Below are 18,741 nucleotides of genomic sequence, written 5' to 3'. Positions count from 1 at the left end.
GGCGGACGGGACACCTAGGGGTCCGATCGGGGTCCGGGTCAGTGGGCGGGTGCGTCCGTGACCACGACCTCCTCGATGCTCCGCTCGATCTCCTGGGGACGGGACGCGGTCGCCTTCGCCCAGTAGTAGATGCCGAGGGAGAAGGCCGCGACGACCGCCATGTCCCACCACAGACCGATGTGGGCCTGGCCGCCGAAGCCGCCCTGCCAGGAGATCAGGCCCAGGCCCACCAGGTAGGCGGGCAGCCACTGGGCCGACTTCCAGTCCAGGCGGGGAGCATCCGGCAGGCCCTTGCTGGTGGCGTACCAGGCGTAGCCGCCGAGGAGCGCATAGCCGAGGACGATCGCGACGCCCAGGCGCCACAGCGTGTCCCAGCCGGCCCAGTAGATGATGAGGTTGGCGACCACGAAGGACAGCGGCGCGATCACCTTGCCGGCCGGCAGGCGGTAGGGGCGCTCGAGGTGCGGGAGCCGGTCCGCGAAGACGCCGTAGGCCAGCGGGGCGCCGGCGTACATCAGGACGCTCGCGGAGGTGATGAACCCGACCAGTTCCTGCCAGCTCGGGAAAGGCAGGAAGCAGATCACGCCGGTGAAGAACGAGATCGCGAGGCCGAACCACGGTACGCCACGGGCGTCGGTCTTCTCGAAGAGCTTGGGCGCGTAGCCGTTCTTGGCCAGGCCGTAGGAGACGCGCGAGGTCGCGGTGGTGTAGATCAGGCCGGTGCCACCGGGGGAGATCACGGCGTCGATGTACAGCACCACGCCCAGCCAGCCGAGGCCGACCAGCGTCGCGAGGCCGGCCCAGGGGCCGCTGATCCCCGGGAAGTCGAGCTTGTCCCAGCCGTGGGCGAAGGAGCTGAGCGGCAGCGCGCCGATGAAGACGACCTGGAGGAGCACGTAGATCGCGGCGCCGATGGCCACCGAGCCGAGCGTTGCGCGCGGCAGGTCGCGCTTGGGGTTACGGCTCTCGCCCGCCAGCTGGATCGCCTGCTCGAAGCCGAGCAGGGCGAAGATGATGCCGCTGGAGCTGATGGCGCCCAGCACGCCCTTGGCGCCGAACGGGGCGAAGCCGTGGGCGGTGAAGTTGTGCGAGTGGAAGTTGCCCGCCGCGATGATGAAGATGGTGGCCAGCGGAACGGCGATCTTCCACCAGGTGGCGGCGCTGTTGGTGTGGGCCAGGACGCGCACACCCAGGAAGTTCACCGCGACGAAGACGGCCATCAGGACCACGGCGACGGTGAAGCCGCTGGGTGTCAGCGTGCCGTCGGCGTGCTGGAAGCCCTTGGCGAAGTCCCAGTGAGCGGCGTAGCCGATCATGGCCTCGACCTCGATGGGGGCCACGGTGGCCGCCTGCAGCCATGCGAACCAGCCGAAGGACATGCCGGCCAGGCCGCCGAAGGCGTAGTGCGGGTAGCGGGCCGTGCCGCCCGCCACGGGGAACATGCCGCCGAGTTCGGCGTGCACGAGGGCCAGTAGGACGATCGCCACCGTACCGACCAGCCAGGAGATGATGGCTGCGGGACCGGCCATCACGACGGCCTTCTGCGCGCCGTAGAGCCAGCCGGACCCGATGATGGAACCGACCGAGGCCCACATCAGTCCGATCAAACCGACGTCCCGCCTCAGACCGGTCTGGTCCCGCGAAACGTCGGGGGCTACATGGTCGAGTTTCACCACGTCAAGGGGCCTCTCACTATCTGAACACCGAATTAACGCTCAATGGCGGCTCACAGTAGGAATGGAGGTGGGCTCAGCAGAAGGGCATGGCTCGAGATTTGACCGTTTCACAGGTACTTCCTTTGCGTGCTCTTTGCACAGGTCAGGCGGGGTGACGGAATGTCTCTATTCAGTTGCGAAATGTGAGAAGAGAGTACGACAAGCCGTCTTGGCGCGACACGGGCGCCTCATGCACCGAAATCGAACCGCTAGAGATCGCTGGAGAGGACGATGTCCCGACCTGATGCCCGCCGGCCGATCGTGGTCGGCGTCGACCCCGACCCCACGCAGCGGATGGCGCTGGGCTGGGCGGCCGACGAGGCCGCGCTACGCCGAGTGCCGCTGCGTCTGGTCCATGCCGAGAGTGTGCCGACCGCCGAGTTCCGTCGATGGGAGATGCCGGCCTCGTGGCAGGAGGTGGAGCGCACCCTGCACGCGGCCGGGGAGCGGGTGCTCGAGAAGGCGGCGGCCTTCGTGGCGGCCCGGCGGCCGCAGGTGGAGGTGTCCGCCCGGCCGGCAGAGGGGCACCCCGCGCGGGTCCTGGAGGAGGAGAGCCGCGGTGCCACGGCCGTGGTCCTGGGATCCCGGCATCTGAACCGGGTGAGGGGGTGGTTCAGCTCCGAGTCGGTCGCCCTGCCCGTCCTGGCGCATGCCCGCTGCCCCGTGGTGGTGGTGTCCCACCCGGAAGACGTCACCGAGCAGCCCGGGTACTTCGTCCTCGGCGTGGACGGCAGCGCGCGCGGCGCCTCCGCTGTCGACTTCGCCTTCGAGGAGGCCTTCCTGCATGGGGCGGCGCTGCGGGCGCTGTACGTCTGGCGGCCGGGACTGCTCGGCGTGCTCGACGAGCACACGGCGCGACAGGAGTGCCGGCGCCTGCTCTACGAGACCGTCTCCGGCCGCGGTGCCGACTACCCCGACGTCGAGCTGCACCACGAACTCGTCAGCGGGCATCCGGCGGAGGCGCTGACCGAGGCATCCGCCCACGCGCGCGGACTGGTGGTGGGAACCCGGGGCCACGGCGGCCTCACCGGCACCCTGCTGGGCTCGGTGAGCCAGGGTGTACTGCGCCACGCCCGCTGCCCCGTCATCGCCGTACCGCACGCCCCGGCGTGAGCTGCCGAGGCGAGGGGATGCGGCACGCATGGCCGCGGGCACGCACTCCCCACGGATCACCCCGTCAGTCCGAACCGTTCGGTGACCCGCCGCCCCCGGACGCCACGCCGTCCACGACCGGTCCCACCGAGCGGTCCGCCTCACGGAGACCCGCCGCCCCCGGACGCCACGCCGTCCACCGCCAGTCCCGCGGGTGACCCGCCACCCCCGGGCGCCACGCCATCCGCGGCCGGTCCCACCGAGCGGTCCGCCTCACGGAGACCCGCCGCCCCCGGACGCCACGCCGTCCACCGCCGGTCCCGCGGGTGACCCGCCACCCCCGGACGCCACGCCGTCCACGACCGGTCCCACCGAGCGGTCCGCCTCACGGGGACCCGCCGCCCCCGGACGCCACGCCACACGCGGCCGGTCCCACCGAGCGGTCCGCCTCACGGAGACCCGCCGCCCCCGGACGCCTCGCCATCCGCGGCCGGTCCCGCCGAGCGGTCCGCCTCACCGGGGACGCGGGCTCGTGGCGGCACGGGGCGCAGGTCGCCGGGTGCCCGGTCCGCGGGACCGCCGTTCGCTTCGCGCCGGTCCCGCTCCTCCTGCCGCAGCACATCGAGCACGGCGGAGCCGTCGACGGTCTCCCGTACGACGAGCAGGTCGCTGAGCCGGTCCAGGGCCCGGCGGTGGTCCCGGAGCAGCCCCGTCGCCCGCTCCTCGGCCTCGCGGAGCAGACGCGCGGCTTCCTCGTCGATGATCCGCTGGGTCTGCTGCGAGTACGGCTGGGGGGCGAGCTCCTCTGCGGCCTCCCCCAGCTGGCTCGGATGCGCGGTCGCGTAGCCGACGGGACCCAGGGCCGGCGACAGGCCGAAGTCACGGACCATCCGCGTGGCGATCTGGGTGGCACCCGCCAGGTCGTTCGCGGCGCCACTGGAGCCTTCCCCGAAGACGACCAGTTCGGCGGCCCGGCCGCCGAGCCTGACCGCGAGCAGGTCGGTCAGATAGTCCTCGCTGTACAGACGGCGTTCGGCCTCGGGCAGTTGCTCGGTCACCCCGAGCGTCATGCCCGACGGGAGGACGGTGACCTTGGCGACGGGGTCGGCGTGCTCGCACAGTGCGGCGACCAGGGCGTGGCCCGATTCGTGTACGGCGACGGCGTGGCGTTCCTCGGGCAGCAGGGCGTTGGACGCCTCGCGGCGGCCGAGCAGGACGCGGTCGCGGGCGGAGTCGAGGTCGTTCGGCTCGATCAGGACGCGGTCGGCCCGGACGGCGTTGATGGCGGCCTCGTTGACCAGGTTGGCGAGGTCCGCGCCGGAGAATCCCGGCGTGGCGCGGGCGACGATGCCGAGGTCCACATCGGGGGCCAGGGTCTTGCCGCGGGCGTGGACCCGGAGGATGGCGGCGCGTTCGGCCTGGTTGGGCAGCGGGACGGTGACCTGCCGGTCGAAGCGCCCGGGGCGCAGCAGCGCGGGATCGAGGGCTTCGGGCCGGTTGGTGGCGGCCAGGACGACGATGCCCGTGGACTGGTCGAAGCCGTCCATCTCGGCCAGCATCTGGTTGAGGGTCTGCTCGCGTTCGTCGTTGCCCCCGATCCGCCCGCTGCCCGCGCGCCGGGCACCGACGGCGTCGATCTCGTCGATGAAGACGATGGACGGTGCGCGTTTGCGGGCCTCGTCGAACAGGTCGCGTACGCGGGACGCGCCGACCCCGACGAACATCTCGACGAAGGCCGAGCCGGTCACCGACAGAAACGGCACATCGGCCTCTCCGGCGACGGCCCGGGCGAACAGCGTCTTGCCGGTGCCGGGCGGTCCCACCATGATCACTCCGCGTGGCCCCTTGGCGCCGGCGGCGGCATAGCGGGACGGGTTGCGCAGGAAGTCGACGACCTCGCTGATCTCCTGCTTCACACCGTCGTATCCCGCCACGTCGTCGAACCTGGTGGTCGGGCGTTCCGCCTCGATGATCTTCGCTCGGGAGCGGCCGATGGCACTCAGCCCGCCCGTCATGGACCGCGCGGCGCGGCGGCCGATCCACCAGAAGACCCCGATGAGGAGCATGACCGGCAGGAGGGCGGACAGCACCGATGTGAACGGGCTGCCGCCGCTCTTGCTCTGGGACGCGGTGATCTGTACATGGTGGGACTGGAGTTGCTGCTGGAGCGGTCCGGTGCCCAGGGCCGTCGGGAGCTGGGTGGTGAACTTGGTGCCGTTCTTCAGTGTGCCGCTGACCGCCCCCTTGTCGTTGATGTCGACGGTCTTCACCTGGCCCACGCCGACCTTGGCGGTGAAGTCGCTGTAGGTCAGGTGAGTGGGTGGGGTGCCCGACGGGGCGCGGACGAGCATGAGGACGACCAGAAAGACCACCCAGACCAACGGCATGATCCACCACTGCCAACCCGCCCGGGGCTGCTGGGTGGGTGGCCGCGGCGGTTCCCGTGGCGGTCCGGACTTGGCCGGCGGTGTGAGATGCCGGTGCGGCATCCGCACTCGCGTGATCACCGTGCACCGCCTCCTTCGAGAGGCGGGCGGGACGGCGCCGTCGGCGGACCATGGCACACGCGCCACCGGCCTCCACTTCCCATGGTCCCTCCGACGCGCCCGTCCGGCGTGTCGCGCCCCGGTCAGTCCTTCAGGGTCGACTCCACGAGGTCCCGCGCCAGGTCGAGGGTGTCCTGGAGCGGCAGGCCGTAGTCGCTGAACCAGTCGTCCGTGGCCTCGGGATGCGGTCCGGTGACGCCGACGCGGCCCGCACCGAACCGGGACACCACCGCGGCGGGCGTGCCGTTGTCGTAGGTGGCCAGAACCGTCGTGTCCGCACCCCTGTCCTCGTCGAGCACGAAGTACGGCCCGTCCTGGAAGAACACGGTGCGGGGCCGGCCCCGCCAGACCACCCCGACCAGCGTGTTGCTCTCGTCGTGGACCGAGCACCCCGGCGAGGAGATGTACTGGTCCGTGTCGCCGGGCAGCAGGCCGAACCCGGGGGTGGTCCCGGCCAGATAGCCGCCCAGGCAGAAGCCCAGATAGCGGCCGCCTCCCTGGACGAAGTCACGGATCGCCCCACGCCGCCGCCGCAGCCTCCAGTAGGCCCGGCGGAGCGTGCCGCCGCCCGGCTGGGCGTACACCTGGGCCCGGGCGAGCGACTCGGCCGACAGCGGCAGCTCCTCGTGCGGGCCGGTGAAGCGTACGTCCAGGCCCCAGGGTCCGTCGGCGAGGAGTCCGGCGACCGCCTCGGGGCAGCCGGGCAGCGAGGCCGGGCCGCGGTAGACGAGTGCCAGGGGGCGGCGCCCGCTCCCGGCACGGTCCATCTGTGTCATGTCCTCTTCACCAACCCCCGGTTCACACTCCTTGGTCGTGCTCCGCGCGCCCGGTGTGGACGGGCGGGCGTTCCCGCGGCCCGGAGGCGGAGCGCTCGACCAGGCCCTCGGCGGGGAGTCCGAGCCAGCTCGTCCCCGGCGTGAGCCGTTCGCCCTTCATGACCAGGGACAGCGCCCCGAGCCGAACGCCGTCGCCCACCACGGCGTCGTACAGCACGATCGATCGGGTGCCGATGCCGGCACCGGAGCGGACGATCACCTTGGACATCTTCATGACGCGGTCTTCGAACAAATGTGTTTGCAAGGAGACATTCGGATCGATCGTGGCGTCGTCACCCACCTCCACCAGGTCGAACTCCGTGAGGAAGGTCGTGCCGATCCAGGTGCGCCGGCCGATGCGGGCGCCGAGGAGACGGAGCACCGGCGGCAGGAACGGTGTGCCCACCAGCGTACCCACTCCTGCCGGGACCGCGGCGGCCTCGTAGAGGCCCGTGACGAACTCCGTGCGCCGGACGAACAGGCTCCACAAAGGCTCGACGCGCGGCCGGTATCTGCCCACGACCACCCGCTTGACCACCACGCAGAACGCGATGACGGCCAGTGACCCGCCCATGGCCAGGAAGGGCGACACCGGCACCGCCGCCGGCCCCGCGGCCCGGGCGAGGACGGACAGCACCGCCAGATACAGGTAGGCGCCTCCGGCCAGCACCGCGGGCGGCACGGTGGCCCGGAAGAACTCGATGCCCAGGCGGACGAGTACGGCTTTGCGGGTCGGCCAGTAGGTGAGTTCCTCAGGGTACAAGCCGCTGCTCTGGCGCACCGGCAGCCGCAGCGCGGGTGAACCCAGCCAGTTGGTTCCGGGCGCTACCCGGTCCGGCGGCGGGACGGTCGCCACGCCGACCAGCGAGTCGGCCCCCAGTTCCGTTCCCGCCGGTACGAGCGCCGCGTTGCCGACGAAGGCGCGGCTGCCCACCTCGGTGGGCCCGAACGCCACCCGGTCGGCTGCGAAGGCGGCGGATCCGACGCTCGCCATGTCCGCCACGAAGCTGCACTCCCCCAGGGTGAGCAGGTCCGGGTCGAGGTACGCGGCGGTGGACACCTCGGCGCCCCGGCCGACACGCGCGCCGAGCAGTCGCAGCCACGGCACGGTGTAGAGGGTCGCGTAGAGCGAATTGGTGAAGGCGAGGCTGCACGCCAGCAGCCTGTCCGCGACCCACTTGCGGACACCGAGCGAGGAGCGGGCCGGGTGGATGCCGAGGGGCACCGCGGGCAGGACGACTCGTTTGCCGACGGCGACCGAGCAGCACACCGTGCCCACCCACAGCGGGCCGACCAGCGCGGTGGCGCCGACGGCCGCCCCTGTGCCCCAGCGCGTCCATGCGAACCAGAACAGTGCCAGGCACGGCAGGCCCATGGCGGGTACGGCCAGTTCCAGGAAGACGAGGCCGAGCAGCGCGGCGGCCAGCTGACGGGGCCGCCACCGGTCCGTGCCGCCGCACCTGCCCAGCATGGTCTCGACGGCCGGGGCGAGCGCCTCGACCGGGCGGGAGGGGGATCCGGCACGGCGTGCCCCGGCGGGGACCACCTCGTCGGGGCCGAGCACGGACTGCTCACCGAGCCCGGAGCGGGCATCCATGCGGGAGCCGGGTTCGAGCACCGCGTTGGCGCCGACGAACGCCCCCTCGCCGATGGTGACCGGAGCGACCGTCACCCACCCGTCGGCGACCTGCCAGGTGCGCAGCGTGGCACCGTAGCCGATCGCGACGTCGCTGCCGATGGTCAGCAGGGTCGGGAGGGGGATCATACCGGTGGCGATGGTGGTGCGGGCTCCGATACGCGCACCGAGCAGCCGCAGACAGGGGGCCATCATCGGGGAACCGCTCAGCGTCCCCAGCGGGCTGAGGCCCAGTAGCAGGCTCAGGCTCCACAGGCGCAGATAGGTCGCTCCCCAGAGCGGATAGCGGCCCGGGCGGATGCCCGCCGCCAGCGGGCGCGCCAGCAGGAAGGGCACGATCCAGCGCACGGCGGTGTAACCGGCCAGCACGAGGCCGGCCAGTTCGACGATCGACCAGTCCGAGATCCCTCTGTGCTGTGCGGCGTACACGGCGACCGGCAATGTGAACAGGAGCAACGTCACGTACAGCACTCCGGCCTGGACCACCCCGGCGCGCGCGATGCGGCCGCTTCGGTGGCGGAGCGGTTGCGGGCGGGGCCGCGCGACGGAGGGGACGGTGGCGGCCGAGGTGCGCAGTCGCGCCGCGAGCGTCCGCACGGTCGGGTTTCCGTAGAGGTCACGCAGCGTGGGGCCGGTTTCGCCGTCCCGGCCGCGCAGCAGCGACACGGCCCGGGCGGCGAGCAGGGAGTGGCCGCCGAGGTCGGTGAAGAAGTCCGCCTCCGCCGACAGCTGGTCAGGGGCGATGCCGAGCACCTGGGCCCAGACGTCCCGCACCCGCGTCTCCCACTCGCCGCGGGCGGGTACCACCGGGCCGTTCCACCTGAACAGGCGGCCGGTCGGCGCCGGCAGCCGCCTGCGGTCGACCTTGCCGCTGGGCATGGCCGGCAGCCGGTCGAGGACGTCCACGTACGACGGCACCATGTAGGCGGGGAGGGTGCGCCGCAGGCGCTCGTGCAGCCGGGCGACGAGGACGTCGTCGCCCGAGGCGCCTCCCTCCGGGTCCTTGGGGGTGCGTACGACGTAGGCGGCCAGGGTCTTGCCGTACTCACCGTCGTCCTGCCCGTTTCCGTCCGTGCCGGGCGCGGGGACGAGCGCGGTGACCGCCTCGGCCACGCCCGGATCCTCGAGCAGCAGGTTGTCGATCTCGTCGAGCGCGACCCGGTAACCGCGGATCTTGACCTCGGCGTCGGCCCGGCCCAGGTATTCGATCTCCCCGTCGTCGGTCATCCGGCCCAGGTCCCCGGTGCGGTACAGCCGGCCGCCGGAGGGAGTCGTGGGGTACTCGATGAAACGGTCGGCGGTGAGGTCCGGCCGCCCCACGTAGCCGAGGGCGAGACCGGGTCCGCCGAGGCAGATCTCACCGACCGCGCCGGGCGGCACGGGCCGACGCCGTTCGTCGAGCAGGACCGCCGAGTACGTCGGGAGAGGCCGCCCGATGGTCACGGGACGTCCCGGAAGCAGTTCCTTCCAGGTGGCGGTGACGGTGGCCTCGGTCGGCCCGTAGGTGTTGAGGATGCGGCGTCCCGGCCTGCCCCAGCGCTCGACGAGCTGCCCCGGGCATGCCTCGCCGCCCACGGCGATCGTCCGGATCCTCGGCAGTTCCCGTGGGATCGTCGCCAGCAGCGTCGGGACGCAGTACAGCACCGTGACGCCATGCTCCTCCAGGAAGTCGGCGAGGTCGGCGCCGAGCCGCCCGGGACCCGCGGGTCCTGCGACGAGCGTGGCGCCCGCCGTCCACGTCGGCCAGATCTCCTCGATGGAGAAGTCGAACGAGATGGTCATTCCCTGGTACACCCGGTCGTGGGGGCGTACGCCGTAGACGGGGGTGACGACGCGGAGGAAGTTGCAGATGCTCGACTGGGCGATCTGCACGCCCTTGGGCCTGCCGCTGGAGCCCGAGGTGTACATGATGTACGCGAGCGGGTCGTCGTCGCCCGCGTCCGCGGGGTCCGGGCGAGTGGTGGGCAGAGTGTCGAGTGCACCGGCGCACTCTTCGAGGTCGATCACCCTGCACCCCGCCGGTATGCGCTTCTGCGACGCCCGGGGGGCGAGTGCGGACACGGTCAGCAGTGCGGCCGCGTCGGCGTCGCCGAGGACGAAGGCGACCCGGTCGGCTGGGGACGCGGGGTCGATCGGGATGAACGCCGCGCCGGCCTTGCCGACCGCCAGCAGGGAGGCGTACATGTCCACCGAGCGCGGCAGCAGCAGCGCCACGCGCGCGCCCGGGCCGATGCCGGCGCGGCGCAGGTAGTGGGCTATCCGGTTGGCACGGGCGTCGAGGTCGGCGTAGGTCAGCCGCCGCTCGTCGCATTCGAGCGCCACGGACGACGGCGCCTTGTCGCAGGCCGATTCGTAGAAGCCGTGCAGTCTGCGGGCCGAGCCCGTCTTCCTCGGGCCGGCGTGACCTCCAGCCGGGAAGACGGGCGGGGCGGAGGTGCTGGAGGCCATGGGGGCTCACTCTCTCCCGAGCGTGGGGTGTCCGCTCGCCTGTCGGTCACCCGTCCAGCCTGTCCGATGGCCGCTGAGAGAGAGCTGAGAGGACAGGAGCCGTGGCTCTCGGTGCGCCGGTGGTCCCCGGCCTTTTCCCTCGTACGTCCTCCTGGTGTTTCCCCGTACGTCACTGCTCGCCTCTCCGAAGCCGGGGCATTCCCGGGGCACGGACGCGCCAGGGGCCCGGGCGGGCGCCGGCCGAACGCCGTGGCCGCGCCGACTGGCAGCTCGGATGGCCGCCGGTCACAGCGGAGTTGAGCGAAGACCAGTCGAGGGTGCGGGCGCGGCCTTCCCGTTCAGTGCGCGATGCTGTCGATCAGGTCGCGTGCGCCCTGCCGGAGGAGGGCGACGGCGACGGAGGTGCCGAGGGTGGCAGGGTCGAGGCGGCCCGCCCACTCGTGGGCGTTGAGCACGGTCTTGCCGTCCGGGGTGAACACGCAGGCCCGGAGCGAGAGTTCCCCGCCGCGCCCGGCACGGGCGAACCCGGCGATCGGGCTGTTGCAGTGGCCTTGCAGGACGTGCAGGAACATGCGCTCGGCGAGGGTTTCGCGGTGTGTGTCCGGGTCACCGAGGTCACTGACGGTCTCGATGGTGTCGGTGTCGTCCTCACGGCACTGCAGGGCGAGAACACCCGCGCCGATCGGCGGCATCATCGTCTCCACCGGCAGGATCTCGCTGACCACGTCGGTGCGGCCGATCCGCTGAAGGCCGGAGACGGCGAGGAGCAGGGCGTCGGCTTCCCCGGCGGCGAGTTTGTCGAGGCGGCGGTTGGCGTTGCCGCGCATCGGGACGCACTGGAGGTGCGGATGGGACGCGGCGAGCTGCGCGGACCGGCGCACGGAGGAGGTGCCGATGCGTGTTCCGGCGGGGAGTTCGTCGAGGGTGCGCCCCGCGGTGTCGACGAGCGCGTCCCGGATGTCGTCGCGCTTGAGGAAGGCGGCGAACATCGTACCGGCCGGCAGGGGACGGTCGGCGGGAATGTCCTTGACGCAGTGGACCGCCAGATCCGCCTCACCCGCCAGCAGTGCGGCGTCGACCTCCTTGGTGAAGGCGCCCTTCCCCTCCACGCGGGAGAGGTCGCCCATCCACTTGTCACCGGTCGTCTTCACCGGGATCACCTCGGTGCGCACCGCCGGGTGGAGCGCGGCCAGTTCGGCCCGGACTCTCTCCACCTGGGCGAGCGCCATGGGAGAGTCACGGGAGACGATGCGGATGAGGTCGACGGGCATGAGGGCACGATAGCCCCTCGGCCGGGCCCAGGCGTACGATCTCCGGTTTGTCTCGTGCGTCCCCGGGTACTGCGATGCGTCATCCGAGCGCATGCACCCAACGGGAGGTCCGTCATGTCCGCCCCCACCCCTTCCGCGTCCAAGGTGGCCCTGATCACCGGCTCCGACTCCGGCATCGGCCGCGCCACCGCCGTCCGGCTGGCCGAGGCGGGGATGGACATCGGCATCACCTGGCACAGCGACCACAAGGGCGCCGAGGAGACCGCCGAGGAAGTGCGCGGCCAGGGGCGCCGGGCCGTCGTGGCGCATCTGGACCTCACCCGGCTGCCCGCCGCCGCGGACACGATCGACGAGCTGAGTGAGGAACTCGGCCGCCTCGACGTCCTGGTCAACAACGCCGGTACGGGGACGGCCACCCCCTTCCTGGATCTGGAGCCGGACGACGTGCGCCGGGTCCTGGACGTCGATCTGCTCGGCCCGTTCCTGTGCGGGCAGCGGGCGGCACGGCGGATGATCCGGCAGGGCGACGGCGGACGGATCGTCAATGTGACCTCGGTGCACGAACACCAGCCACGGGTGGGTGCCGCCCCGTACTGCGCGGCCAAGGGCGGTCTGGGTCTGCTCACCCAGGTCATGGCCCTGGAGCTGGCCGAGCACGGCATCACCGTCAACTCGGTGGCACCGGGCGAGATCGCCACGCCCATGACGGGCCAGGAGGACGCGGACGTGCACAGCCGGCGCCGCACGGGCATTCCGCTCGGGCGCCCGGGAGACGCCCGCGAGGTCGCGGCCGTGATCGCCTTCCTCGCCGGTCCCGATGCCTCGTACGTCACCGGCGCGTCCTGGAGTGTGGACGGCGGCATGCTGCGGATGGGCCCGATGGCCGGCTCTCATCTGACCAGCGACGACTGGCGGCGTCCCTGAGCGCGTTGTCCCGGCACGCCCGGGCAGAGGACGTGTGGACGTCGTGGCCGCAGGCGCCCCGGCGAACGCAACACGAGCCCCCACCACATGCCGGGAGGGGGCTCGTCGCGGAGCGCCGGGCAGGCCTTGCACCTGCATCTCCCCGCAGGAAGCGGGGCGTCTTTCCTTGGACCACCAACGCGCAGACAGCCACCGGGAGTTCCGGCGACCGGCTTGTGATCGATCTTACCGCATACGGCACCGGGCCCGTCGGGCCGGAGGAGACGCCCGCCGCGCGGTCTCGGGCACTCAGCCGCCGACGATCTCGTTGAACCGCTCGGCGCTGATGTTGCCGCCGGAGACGATGACGCCGATCCTGCGCGGCACGGGGGTGATCCGGTGGGCCAGCAGTGCGGCCAGGGCGCTCGCGCCGCTCGGTTCGACGACGAGCTTCATGCGTTCGAAGGCGAAGCGCATGGCGTCCCGTATCCCCTCGTCGCCGACCAGGGCGATCTCGTCCACGAGCCGCCGGTTGATGGAGAAGGTCAGTTCACCCGGGATGTCCGCGGCCTGACCGTCGGCGATGGTGCGCGGCACCGGGACGGACACGCGCCGCCCGGCCTCCAGGGAGCGCTTGGTGTCGTCGCCGGCCTCCGGCTCGACGCCGATCACCCGCACGGCGGGCAGAAGTCCCTTCGCGGCCGTGGCGGTTCCCGCGATCAGCCCGCCGCCGCCGACCGGCACCACGACGGCGTCCAACTCCCCTACCTCCTCCACGAGTTCGAGGGCCGCCGTGCCCTGTCCCGCGATGACGTGCGGGTGTTCGTAAGGAGGGATGAGGGAAAGTCCGCGCTCGGCCGCCAGCGCTTCCCCGATCGCGACCCGGTCCCCGGTGTAGCGGTCGTAGGTGACGATCTCCGCCCCGTATCCGGCGGTCGCCTCGCGCTTGGAGGCCGGGGTGTCCTCCGGCATGACGATCACGGCGCTGCTGCCCAGCTCGCGAGCGGCCAGGGCGACGGCTTGCGCGTGGTTGCCGGAGGAGTACGCGGCGATACCCTTCGCGAGTTGCCCGGGGGACAGCCGTGACGCGGCGTTGTACGCGCCGCGGAACTTGAAGGCGCCGACACGCTGGAAGTTCTCGCACTTGACGAAGACCTCGGCGCCGACCAGCCGGTCCAGGGTGCGCGAGCGCAGCACCGGGGTGCGGTGGGCCACGCCCTTGATCCGCGCGGCGGCGTCCTGCACGTCCGCCAGGGTGACGCGCTGGGTGTCGGTCATGTTCCTGCTCCGTTCCGGGCCGCCGGTGAGCGCCCTGCGGTCGTCGACGCCGTCACTCTGCTACGGGTTGGAATTTCTGTCCAGACTCTATACTTATCGTCCAACCCACGGGAACATCGCTCCGGTACAGGAGAGACGGGCGGACTGCACATGGACGGACAGGCATGAGCGACGCGGACGGCGGGCGGCCCGGCGGGCCCGGTACCGGCTCCAGGGGCGCGGCGAGCCGCGCGCAGTCCGTGACGGCGGCCGCCGAGCAGGACGCCGTCATCGCCGCGCTCACACCCGTGATCGACGGGATCGCCGCCACCCTGGGGTCCTTCTGCGAAGTGGTGATCCATGACTTCCGGCGCCCGGAGCACTCCATCGTCGCCCTCGCCGGGTCGGTCACCGGCCGTGGTCCCGGCGGATCGATGAGCGAGATCGGCATGCACCTCCTGACGCGCGGCGACCAGGCGCGCGACGAACTGAACTACCTCACCCGCACCCGGGACGGGAAGATGGTCAAGTCGTCGACCATGGTGCTCCGCGACTCGAGCGGCACGGTCTTCGGTGCCCTGTGCGTCAACCTCGACATCACCGCCCTCAACCAGGTCCATGCCCTGCTCGGCGAGATCGCCGGTGTCGCCGCCTCCCCCGCGGCCGTACCGACCACGACGTTCGGCGACGACATCGGCGCGGTGCTGGACGCCATCGTCGACGAACGCCGGCTCCGCCATAACAAGCCGTGGGCCCAACTCGGCCGCGGGGAACGGCTCCAGCTGTTCCGCGACCTCGACCGGCGCGGAGTGTTCGCCGTCCGCGGCGCGGTGCAGCAGGTCGCTGCCCGGCTCGGCATCTCCCGGGCCTCCGCCTACAACTACCTCTCGGCGGCCCGCACCGAGGCCGGGGACGACATCGGACCGCCGGACGGCACACCGTGAGAGCCCCCGCTCCGTGAGTCCTCCGTCCCGGCTGCCAGGGGGTGGTGTCGCGCCGGACCGGGTGCGACCGGGCGGCGTCGACACGCGCGGGACGGGTACACGCAAGGTGCACGGTCTCAGCAGGGAGGACACGGTGAGCGGATCATCGGTGAGAGCGGTGGGATGGGCGCGTTCCCTCCCGCTGAACAGCGGGGTGAAGACGGCCCGTGACTGGGCTCGCGAGCACCTGAGGTCACTGGGCTGGACCGAGCGTGCGCCGCAGACGGTGGACGCGGTGCTGCTGACCATCTCGGAACTCGTCACGAATGCCCATGTGCACGCGCACAGCTCCGCGCAGCTGGTGCTGACCTGGGACACGCGGTGTCTGCACGTGGCCGTCCACGACAACTCCAGCCACCTGCCCACGCGTCGTCCACCGAGCGACGAACGGCTCGGCGGACGCGGCATGCTGCTCGTCGACGCGCTGGCCGACGAGTGGCAGGCGCGGCCCTGCCCCGACGGCAAGATCGTCCAGGCGTGCTTCAGGCCCCCCGCCCCGGGCAGCGGGACCGACGGCGCCTGACCGGCGTACCGGCGGCGGAGCGGGCGGCTCGCCTCAGGACCGCCGACTCCCCGCCGGGCCGGGGCGCCGGCGCAGGCGGCGCAGCATCCGGGCGTCCTCGAAGACGACCTCGCGGGCGGCGGCCTCCATGGTGGCGCCGTGGCCCAGGAGGTGTTCGGCGCGCTCCAGCCGCGGGGTCTGCCCGTAGCGCAGGGGGATCAGGCCGTCGGTGACCCGGCCGAAGCGGCGGGTGGCGGGCACTGGCACCCGCGTACGAGGCCAGGGTGTCCAGCGGGAGAGGTTCGGTGAACCGCTCGTCGATCAGGTCCTGGACGCGGTGCACGGCGTCGTCCAGGTGGGCCCGGTGCCGCAGCATGGCGCTCGACTGGGGTTCGTGGCCGTTACGGCGGGTGTGCACGACCATGTCCCGGGCGACCCGGGCGGCGAGCGCGGGCCCGTGCCGCACGGCGACCAGGTGCAGGGCGAGGTCGATGCCGCTGGCGATACCCGCCGAGGTGACCACGCGGTCGTCCATGGTGAACAGAACGTCCCGGGCCACGATCGCCCCGGGGGTGACGGACCGCCAGTTCGTCCTGTAGGTCGTGGTGGGTGGTGCAGCGGCGCCCGTCCGGCAGTCCCGCCCGGCCGAGCGCCTCGGCCCCCGCGCACACGCCGGCCACCGTGCCGCCGGTCGCGTGGTGGGCGCGCAGCCGCAGCAGGACGTCGTCGCCGATGGCGGGCCCGTCCCGCAGGCGGGCGTGCGCCGGCCCGGCACCACCAGGAGGTCGTCGGTGGACAGGACGGGCCACTCGGTGGTCGCGAGGAGCGGCAGCCCCTGGGCACTGACGACCTGCATTTGCTCGGCCACGTACGCCAGTTCGTACGGCAGTCCGAAGTCCGCCGCCTTGCTGAAGACCTGGGCGGGACCGGCCGGGTCCAGCAGGTGGACACCGGGCAGCAGAACGAAGACCACGCGGGTCACGCGCCGGACGCCTCCGCCTCGAGTTCGGCCACGGTGGCGATGCGGGCGAACCGGTCGCGCAGCACCGCCTCGGTGCGCTCGATGATCGCGGCGGGGCTCAGTTCACCGATGGGGTGGGTGGCGGTGGCGTCGGTGACGAACACCATGCGGTAGCCGAGGTCGCTGCCGACTCGGGTGGTGGTCTCGACGCACTGCTCGGTGCGGATACCGCACACCCGCAACTCACGGATACCGGTCTCGGTGAGCAGCTGCTGAAGGTTGGTCGTGGTGAAGGCGTTGTGGGACGTCTTGTGCAGCACCGGCTCACCCGGCCGCGGGCCGTCCAGCTCCGCCAGGGGCCGGATGTGCCCCGACTCCGGATCGAAGACACCCCCGGAGCCCGGCTCAGGGTGCAGCACCCAGACGACGAGATCGCCCGCGGCGCGGGCCAGCGCGACCAGCCGGCCCACCGGCTCGGCGATCTTCGGGTCGGAGATCCGTTCCCACAGAGGGTGAGCGCGGAAGGATTCCTGGACATCGACGACGACCAGTGCGCGATTCATGACACCCATGGTGAGCAGGAAAGATGTCTTGATCGCAGACCCGATCAGGGCTCGTGGCGGAACGATCCGGTCACACGCGGGGCGCTGCGGTCGGCGAATGACCCCCACAGACGGAGCGTGTGACCCGGCCCACATGTCGACCTGTGGCTCTCCCCACACTTCGGGGCAAAAGGCGCCCCCAGTGACGGCCGTCACTTCGAGGATCGGGTGTTTTGTCTACTTTCGACGTTCACTGCCCGTTCCATCCGACCTATTGAGGCCTGCTTGACCATGCTCTTCCGACCGTTCTCCCCCCGACGCCCGGAGACCGCAGGCGGGCGCCGACGCAAGCGCACCACCGTCTGCGCCGGTGTACTCCTGGCGTCGGTGACGGGCCTGCTCTCGGCCGGCGCGCTCCACTCGGCGCCCGCGGACGCGGCCACGTCTCCTGCGAAGACGGCCGCGTCTTCGGCCGGGGCCCACACCCCCGCCGGGTCGCCGGCCCCCGTGCATCCCCAGGGCAGGACGCGGGTGACCGCCGCGGTGCTCGACCTGGACGGCACGGGCCGGGAGCCCACGGTCCACGGGGCCGACACCCGGTACGACACGGCCAGCATCGTCAAGGTCGACATCCTCGCCGCGGTGCTGCTCCAGGCGCAGGACGCGGGACGGCCCCTGACCGCGCCGGAGCGCGCTCACGCGGATGCGATGATCCGGCACAGTGACAACGCGGCGGCGACCGCGCTGTGGCGGCAGATCGGCGGAGCCCGGGGGCTCGAGGCGGCCAACAAGCGATTGGGGCTGACCGCCACGAAGGGCGGCCCCGGCCTCCTGTGGGGGCTGACGCAGACGACCGCCCGGGACCAGATACGGCTGCTGCGGGCGGTCTTCGACACCGTCCCGGCGGGGCACGCGGGCGCCCCGGCGCTTCGCGCGGACTCGCGGCAGTACATCCGGATGCTGATGACCCGTATCGACAAGGACCAGGCGTGGGGCGTCTCCGCGGCCGCGGCGTCGGGGTGGGCCTTGAAGAACGGATGGCTGCAGCGCACCACGACCGGGCTGTGGGACATCAACAGCATCGGGCAGATCACCGTGAACAAACACCGCTACCTGGTCGCGGTTCTCTCGGACGGCAGCACCTCGATGAAGGACGGTATAGCCCTGGTGCAGGGCGCGGCACGGAACGCCGTGCGCTCGGTCTCCGGCCACTGACGACCCGTCGGGGGACCCGGGCATGGGTGTGGGGCCGGCGCGTGCGCCGGCCCCACACCCATGGGATCGGCCGGTGTCACCAGCGGTACCAGCGGCCCTTGCGTCCACCGGTGCCGGCCGGCCGGACGACGAAGCCCAGCAGCCACAGCACCAGCACGACGACCGCGAGCCACCACAGCGCCTTCAGCGCGAATCCGGCACCGAAGAGAATCAGTGCGAGCAGGAGAACCAGAAGCAGGGGAACCATAGTTATCAACCTCCGCCGCTCCGTCTGCCCCTGACTTCCTGGGCGTACGCGCTCGAGCACCATGGTTTCTTCGCCGTCGGTGCGGGCACCCGGTGTCATTTGACGGCCCATCGGGGCGGTTCCGTCGCGGCCTCAGCGCCTGGTCCCCCACCACAGCAGAACCAGGGTCACGGCACCGCTCCCGAGCTGGTACGCCGCGCCCTCCAGAAACCGGTCAGGGACGCAGCGCCCATGGCGTCGCAGCCACGTGTACAGGCGGCGGACGCCACGCCCGATCCACGCACCCCTGCCCGACGGATGCTTCCGTTGCCGATTCGCATGACGCTCCTTCATCACGGATCCCCTCTCGTCTGTAGGCGCGGGCATACGCCCGCACCTGCCCGAGAACGCTCCGTGTAGAAGCCTCACGGCTCCGAACGCAGGATGATGATCACCCTTTCGTCGGTTCTTCCCCCGTTCCCGTCGGCGTGTCTGCGCGCCGAGGACGGGACCGCGGCCCGCACCGGCCGCGGTCCCGTCCTCTCATGCGGTACCGCGGCCCGCACCGGCCGCGGTCCCGTCCTCTCATGCGGTACCGGCTAGGAGGCGTCCAGCACCGTACCGGTGAC

General features: G+C 72.0%; 13 protein-coding genes and 1 pseudogene. 5 read left to right on the top strand and 9 right to left on the bottom strand.

From position 1 onward, the window contains the following. Positions 1-38: 38 nt before the first annotated feature. The gene (locus LZ604_RS19125) at positions 39-1,607 is read right to left on the bottom strand and encodes an APC family permease (RefSeq protein ID WP_372482161.1); all 1,569 of its coding nucleotides are present in this window, start codon (positions 1,605-1,607) and stop codon (positions 39-41) included. 339 nt (positions 1,608-1,946) lie between these two features. Between LZ604_RS19125 and LZ604_RS19120 the strand changes: the two genes are divergently transcribed. Next, positions 1,947-2,828, top strand: coding sequence for a universal stress protein (locus LZ604_RS19120; protein WP_234516599.1), 882 nt, complete (start codon positions 1,947-1,949; stop codon positions 2,826-2,828). 428 nt (positions 2,829-3,256) lie between these two features. On the opposite strand, the gene ftsH is transcribed toward LZ604_RS19120, so the two are convergent. From ftsH to hemC, 4 genes are all read right to left on the bottom strand, one after another. Next, positions 3,257-5,314, bottom strand: coding sequence for an ATP-dependent zinc metalloprotease FtsH (gene ftsH / locus LZ604_RS19115; RefSeq protein ID WP_234516598.1), 2,058 nt, complete (start codon positions 5,312-5,314; stop codon positions 3,257-3,259). Positions 5,315-5,436: 122 nt separating this feature from the next. Then, positions 5,437-6,129 (bottom strand): hypothetical protein, encoded by a 693-nt coding sequence (locus LZ604_RS19110; protein WP_234516597.1) that lies wholly within the window; start codon positions 6,127-6,129, stop codon positions 5,437-5,439. Positions 6,130-6,151: 22 nt separating this feature from the next. Next, entirely contained in the window at positions 6,152-10,252 is a 4,101-nt protein-coding gene (locus tag LZ604_RS19105; RefSeq protein WP_234516596.1) for a Pls/PosA family non-ribosomal peptide synthetase, read from the bottom strand. 338 nt (positions 10,253-10,590) lie between these two features. After that, positions 10,591-11,523, bottom strand: a complete 933-nt coding sequence (gene hemC, locus LZ604_RS19100; protein ID WP_234516595.1) for a hydroxymethylbilane synthase — start codon at positions 11,521-11,523, stop codon at positions 10,591-10,593. Positions 11,524-11,637: 114 nt separating this feature from the next. Between hemC and LZ604_RS19095 the strand changes: the two genes are divergently transcribed. After that, entirely contained in the window at positions 11,638-12,447 is an 810-nt protein-coding gene (locus LZ604_RS19095; protein WP_234516594.1) for an SDR family oxidoreductase, read from the top strand. 288 nt (positions 12,448-12,735) lie between these two features. Here LZ604_RS19095 and LZ604_RS19090 read toward each other — a convergent pair whose 3' ends face one another. Beyond that, positions 12,736-13,704, bottom strand: coding sequence for a threo-3-hydroxy-L-aspartate ammonia-lyase (locus LZ604_RS19090; RefSeq protein WP_234516593.1), 969 nt, complete (start codon positions 13,702-13,704; stop codon positions 12,736-12,738). 164 nt (positions 13,705-13,868) lie between these two features. Between LZ604_RS19090 and LZ604_RS19085 the strand changes: the two genes are divergently transcribed. Both LZ604_RS19085 and LZ604_RS19080 read left to right on the top strand, forming a co-directional pair. Then, a complete protein-coding gene (locus LZ604_RS19085; protein ID WP_234516592.1) occupies positions 13,869-14,627 on the top strand; it encodes a helix-turn-helix transcriptional regulator in 759 nt (252 codons plus the stop codon). Between the two features lie 133 nt (positions 14,628-14,760). Next, positions 14,761-15,189, top strand: a complete 429-nt coding sequence (locus tag LZ604_RS19080) for an ATP-binding protein (RefSeq protein WP_234516591.1) — start codon at positions 14,761-14,763, stop codon at positions 15,187-15,189. Between the two features lie 33 nt (positions 15,190-15,222). On the opposite strand, the pseudogene LZ604_RS19075 reads toward LZ604_RS19080, so the two are convergent. Then, a pseudogene (locus LZ604_RS19075) lies at positions 15,223-16,150 on the bottom strand (GlxA family transcriptional regulator). Next, the gene (locus LZ604_RS19070; protein ID WP_234516590.1) at positions 16,147-16,692 is read right to left on the bottom strand and encodes a cysteine hydrolase family protein; all 546 of its coding nucleotides are present in this window, start codon (positions 16,690-16,692) and stop codon (positions 16,147-16,149) included. The pseudogene LZ604_RS19075 and the gene LZ604_RS19070 overlap by 4 nt, the downstream one beginning before the upstream one ends. 270 nt (positions 16,693-16,962) lie before the next feature. On the opposite strand from LZ604_RS19070, the gene LZ604_RS19065 reads away from it, so the two are divergent. Beyond that, on the top strand, positions 16,963-17,886 hold the full coding sequence (locus tag LZ604_RS19065) for a serine hydrolase (RefSeq protein WP_234516723.1): 924 nt from the start codon (positions 16,963-16,965) through the stop codon (positions 17,884-17,886). 76 nt (positions 17,887-17,962) lie between these two features. Here LZ604_RS19065 and LZ604_RS19060 read toward each other — a convergent pair whose 3' ends face one another. Continuing rightward, positions 17,963-18,133 carry a hydrophobic protein gene (locus LZ604_RS19060; RefSeq protein ID WP_234516589.1) on the bottom strand — a complete coding sequence of 57 codons (171 nt, stop codon included), beginning with the start codon at positions 18,131-18,133 and terminating at the stop codon, positions 17,963-17,965. Positions 18,134-18,741: the final 608 nt, after the last annotated feature.

Source organism: Streptomyces glomeratus, assembly GCF_021462825.1.
GTDB lineage: Bacteria > Actinomycetota > Actinomycetes > Streptomycetales > Streptomycetaceae > Streptomyces > Streptomyces glomeratus.
Note: the sequence above shows the minus strand (reverse complement) of the source record. Positions and strands in the feature narration are given on the sequence as shown.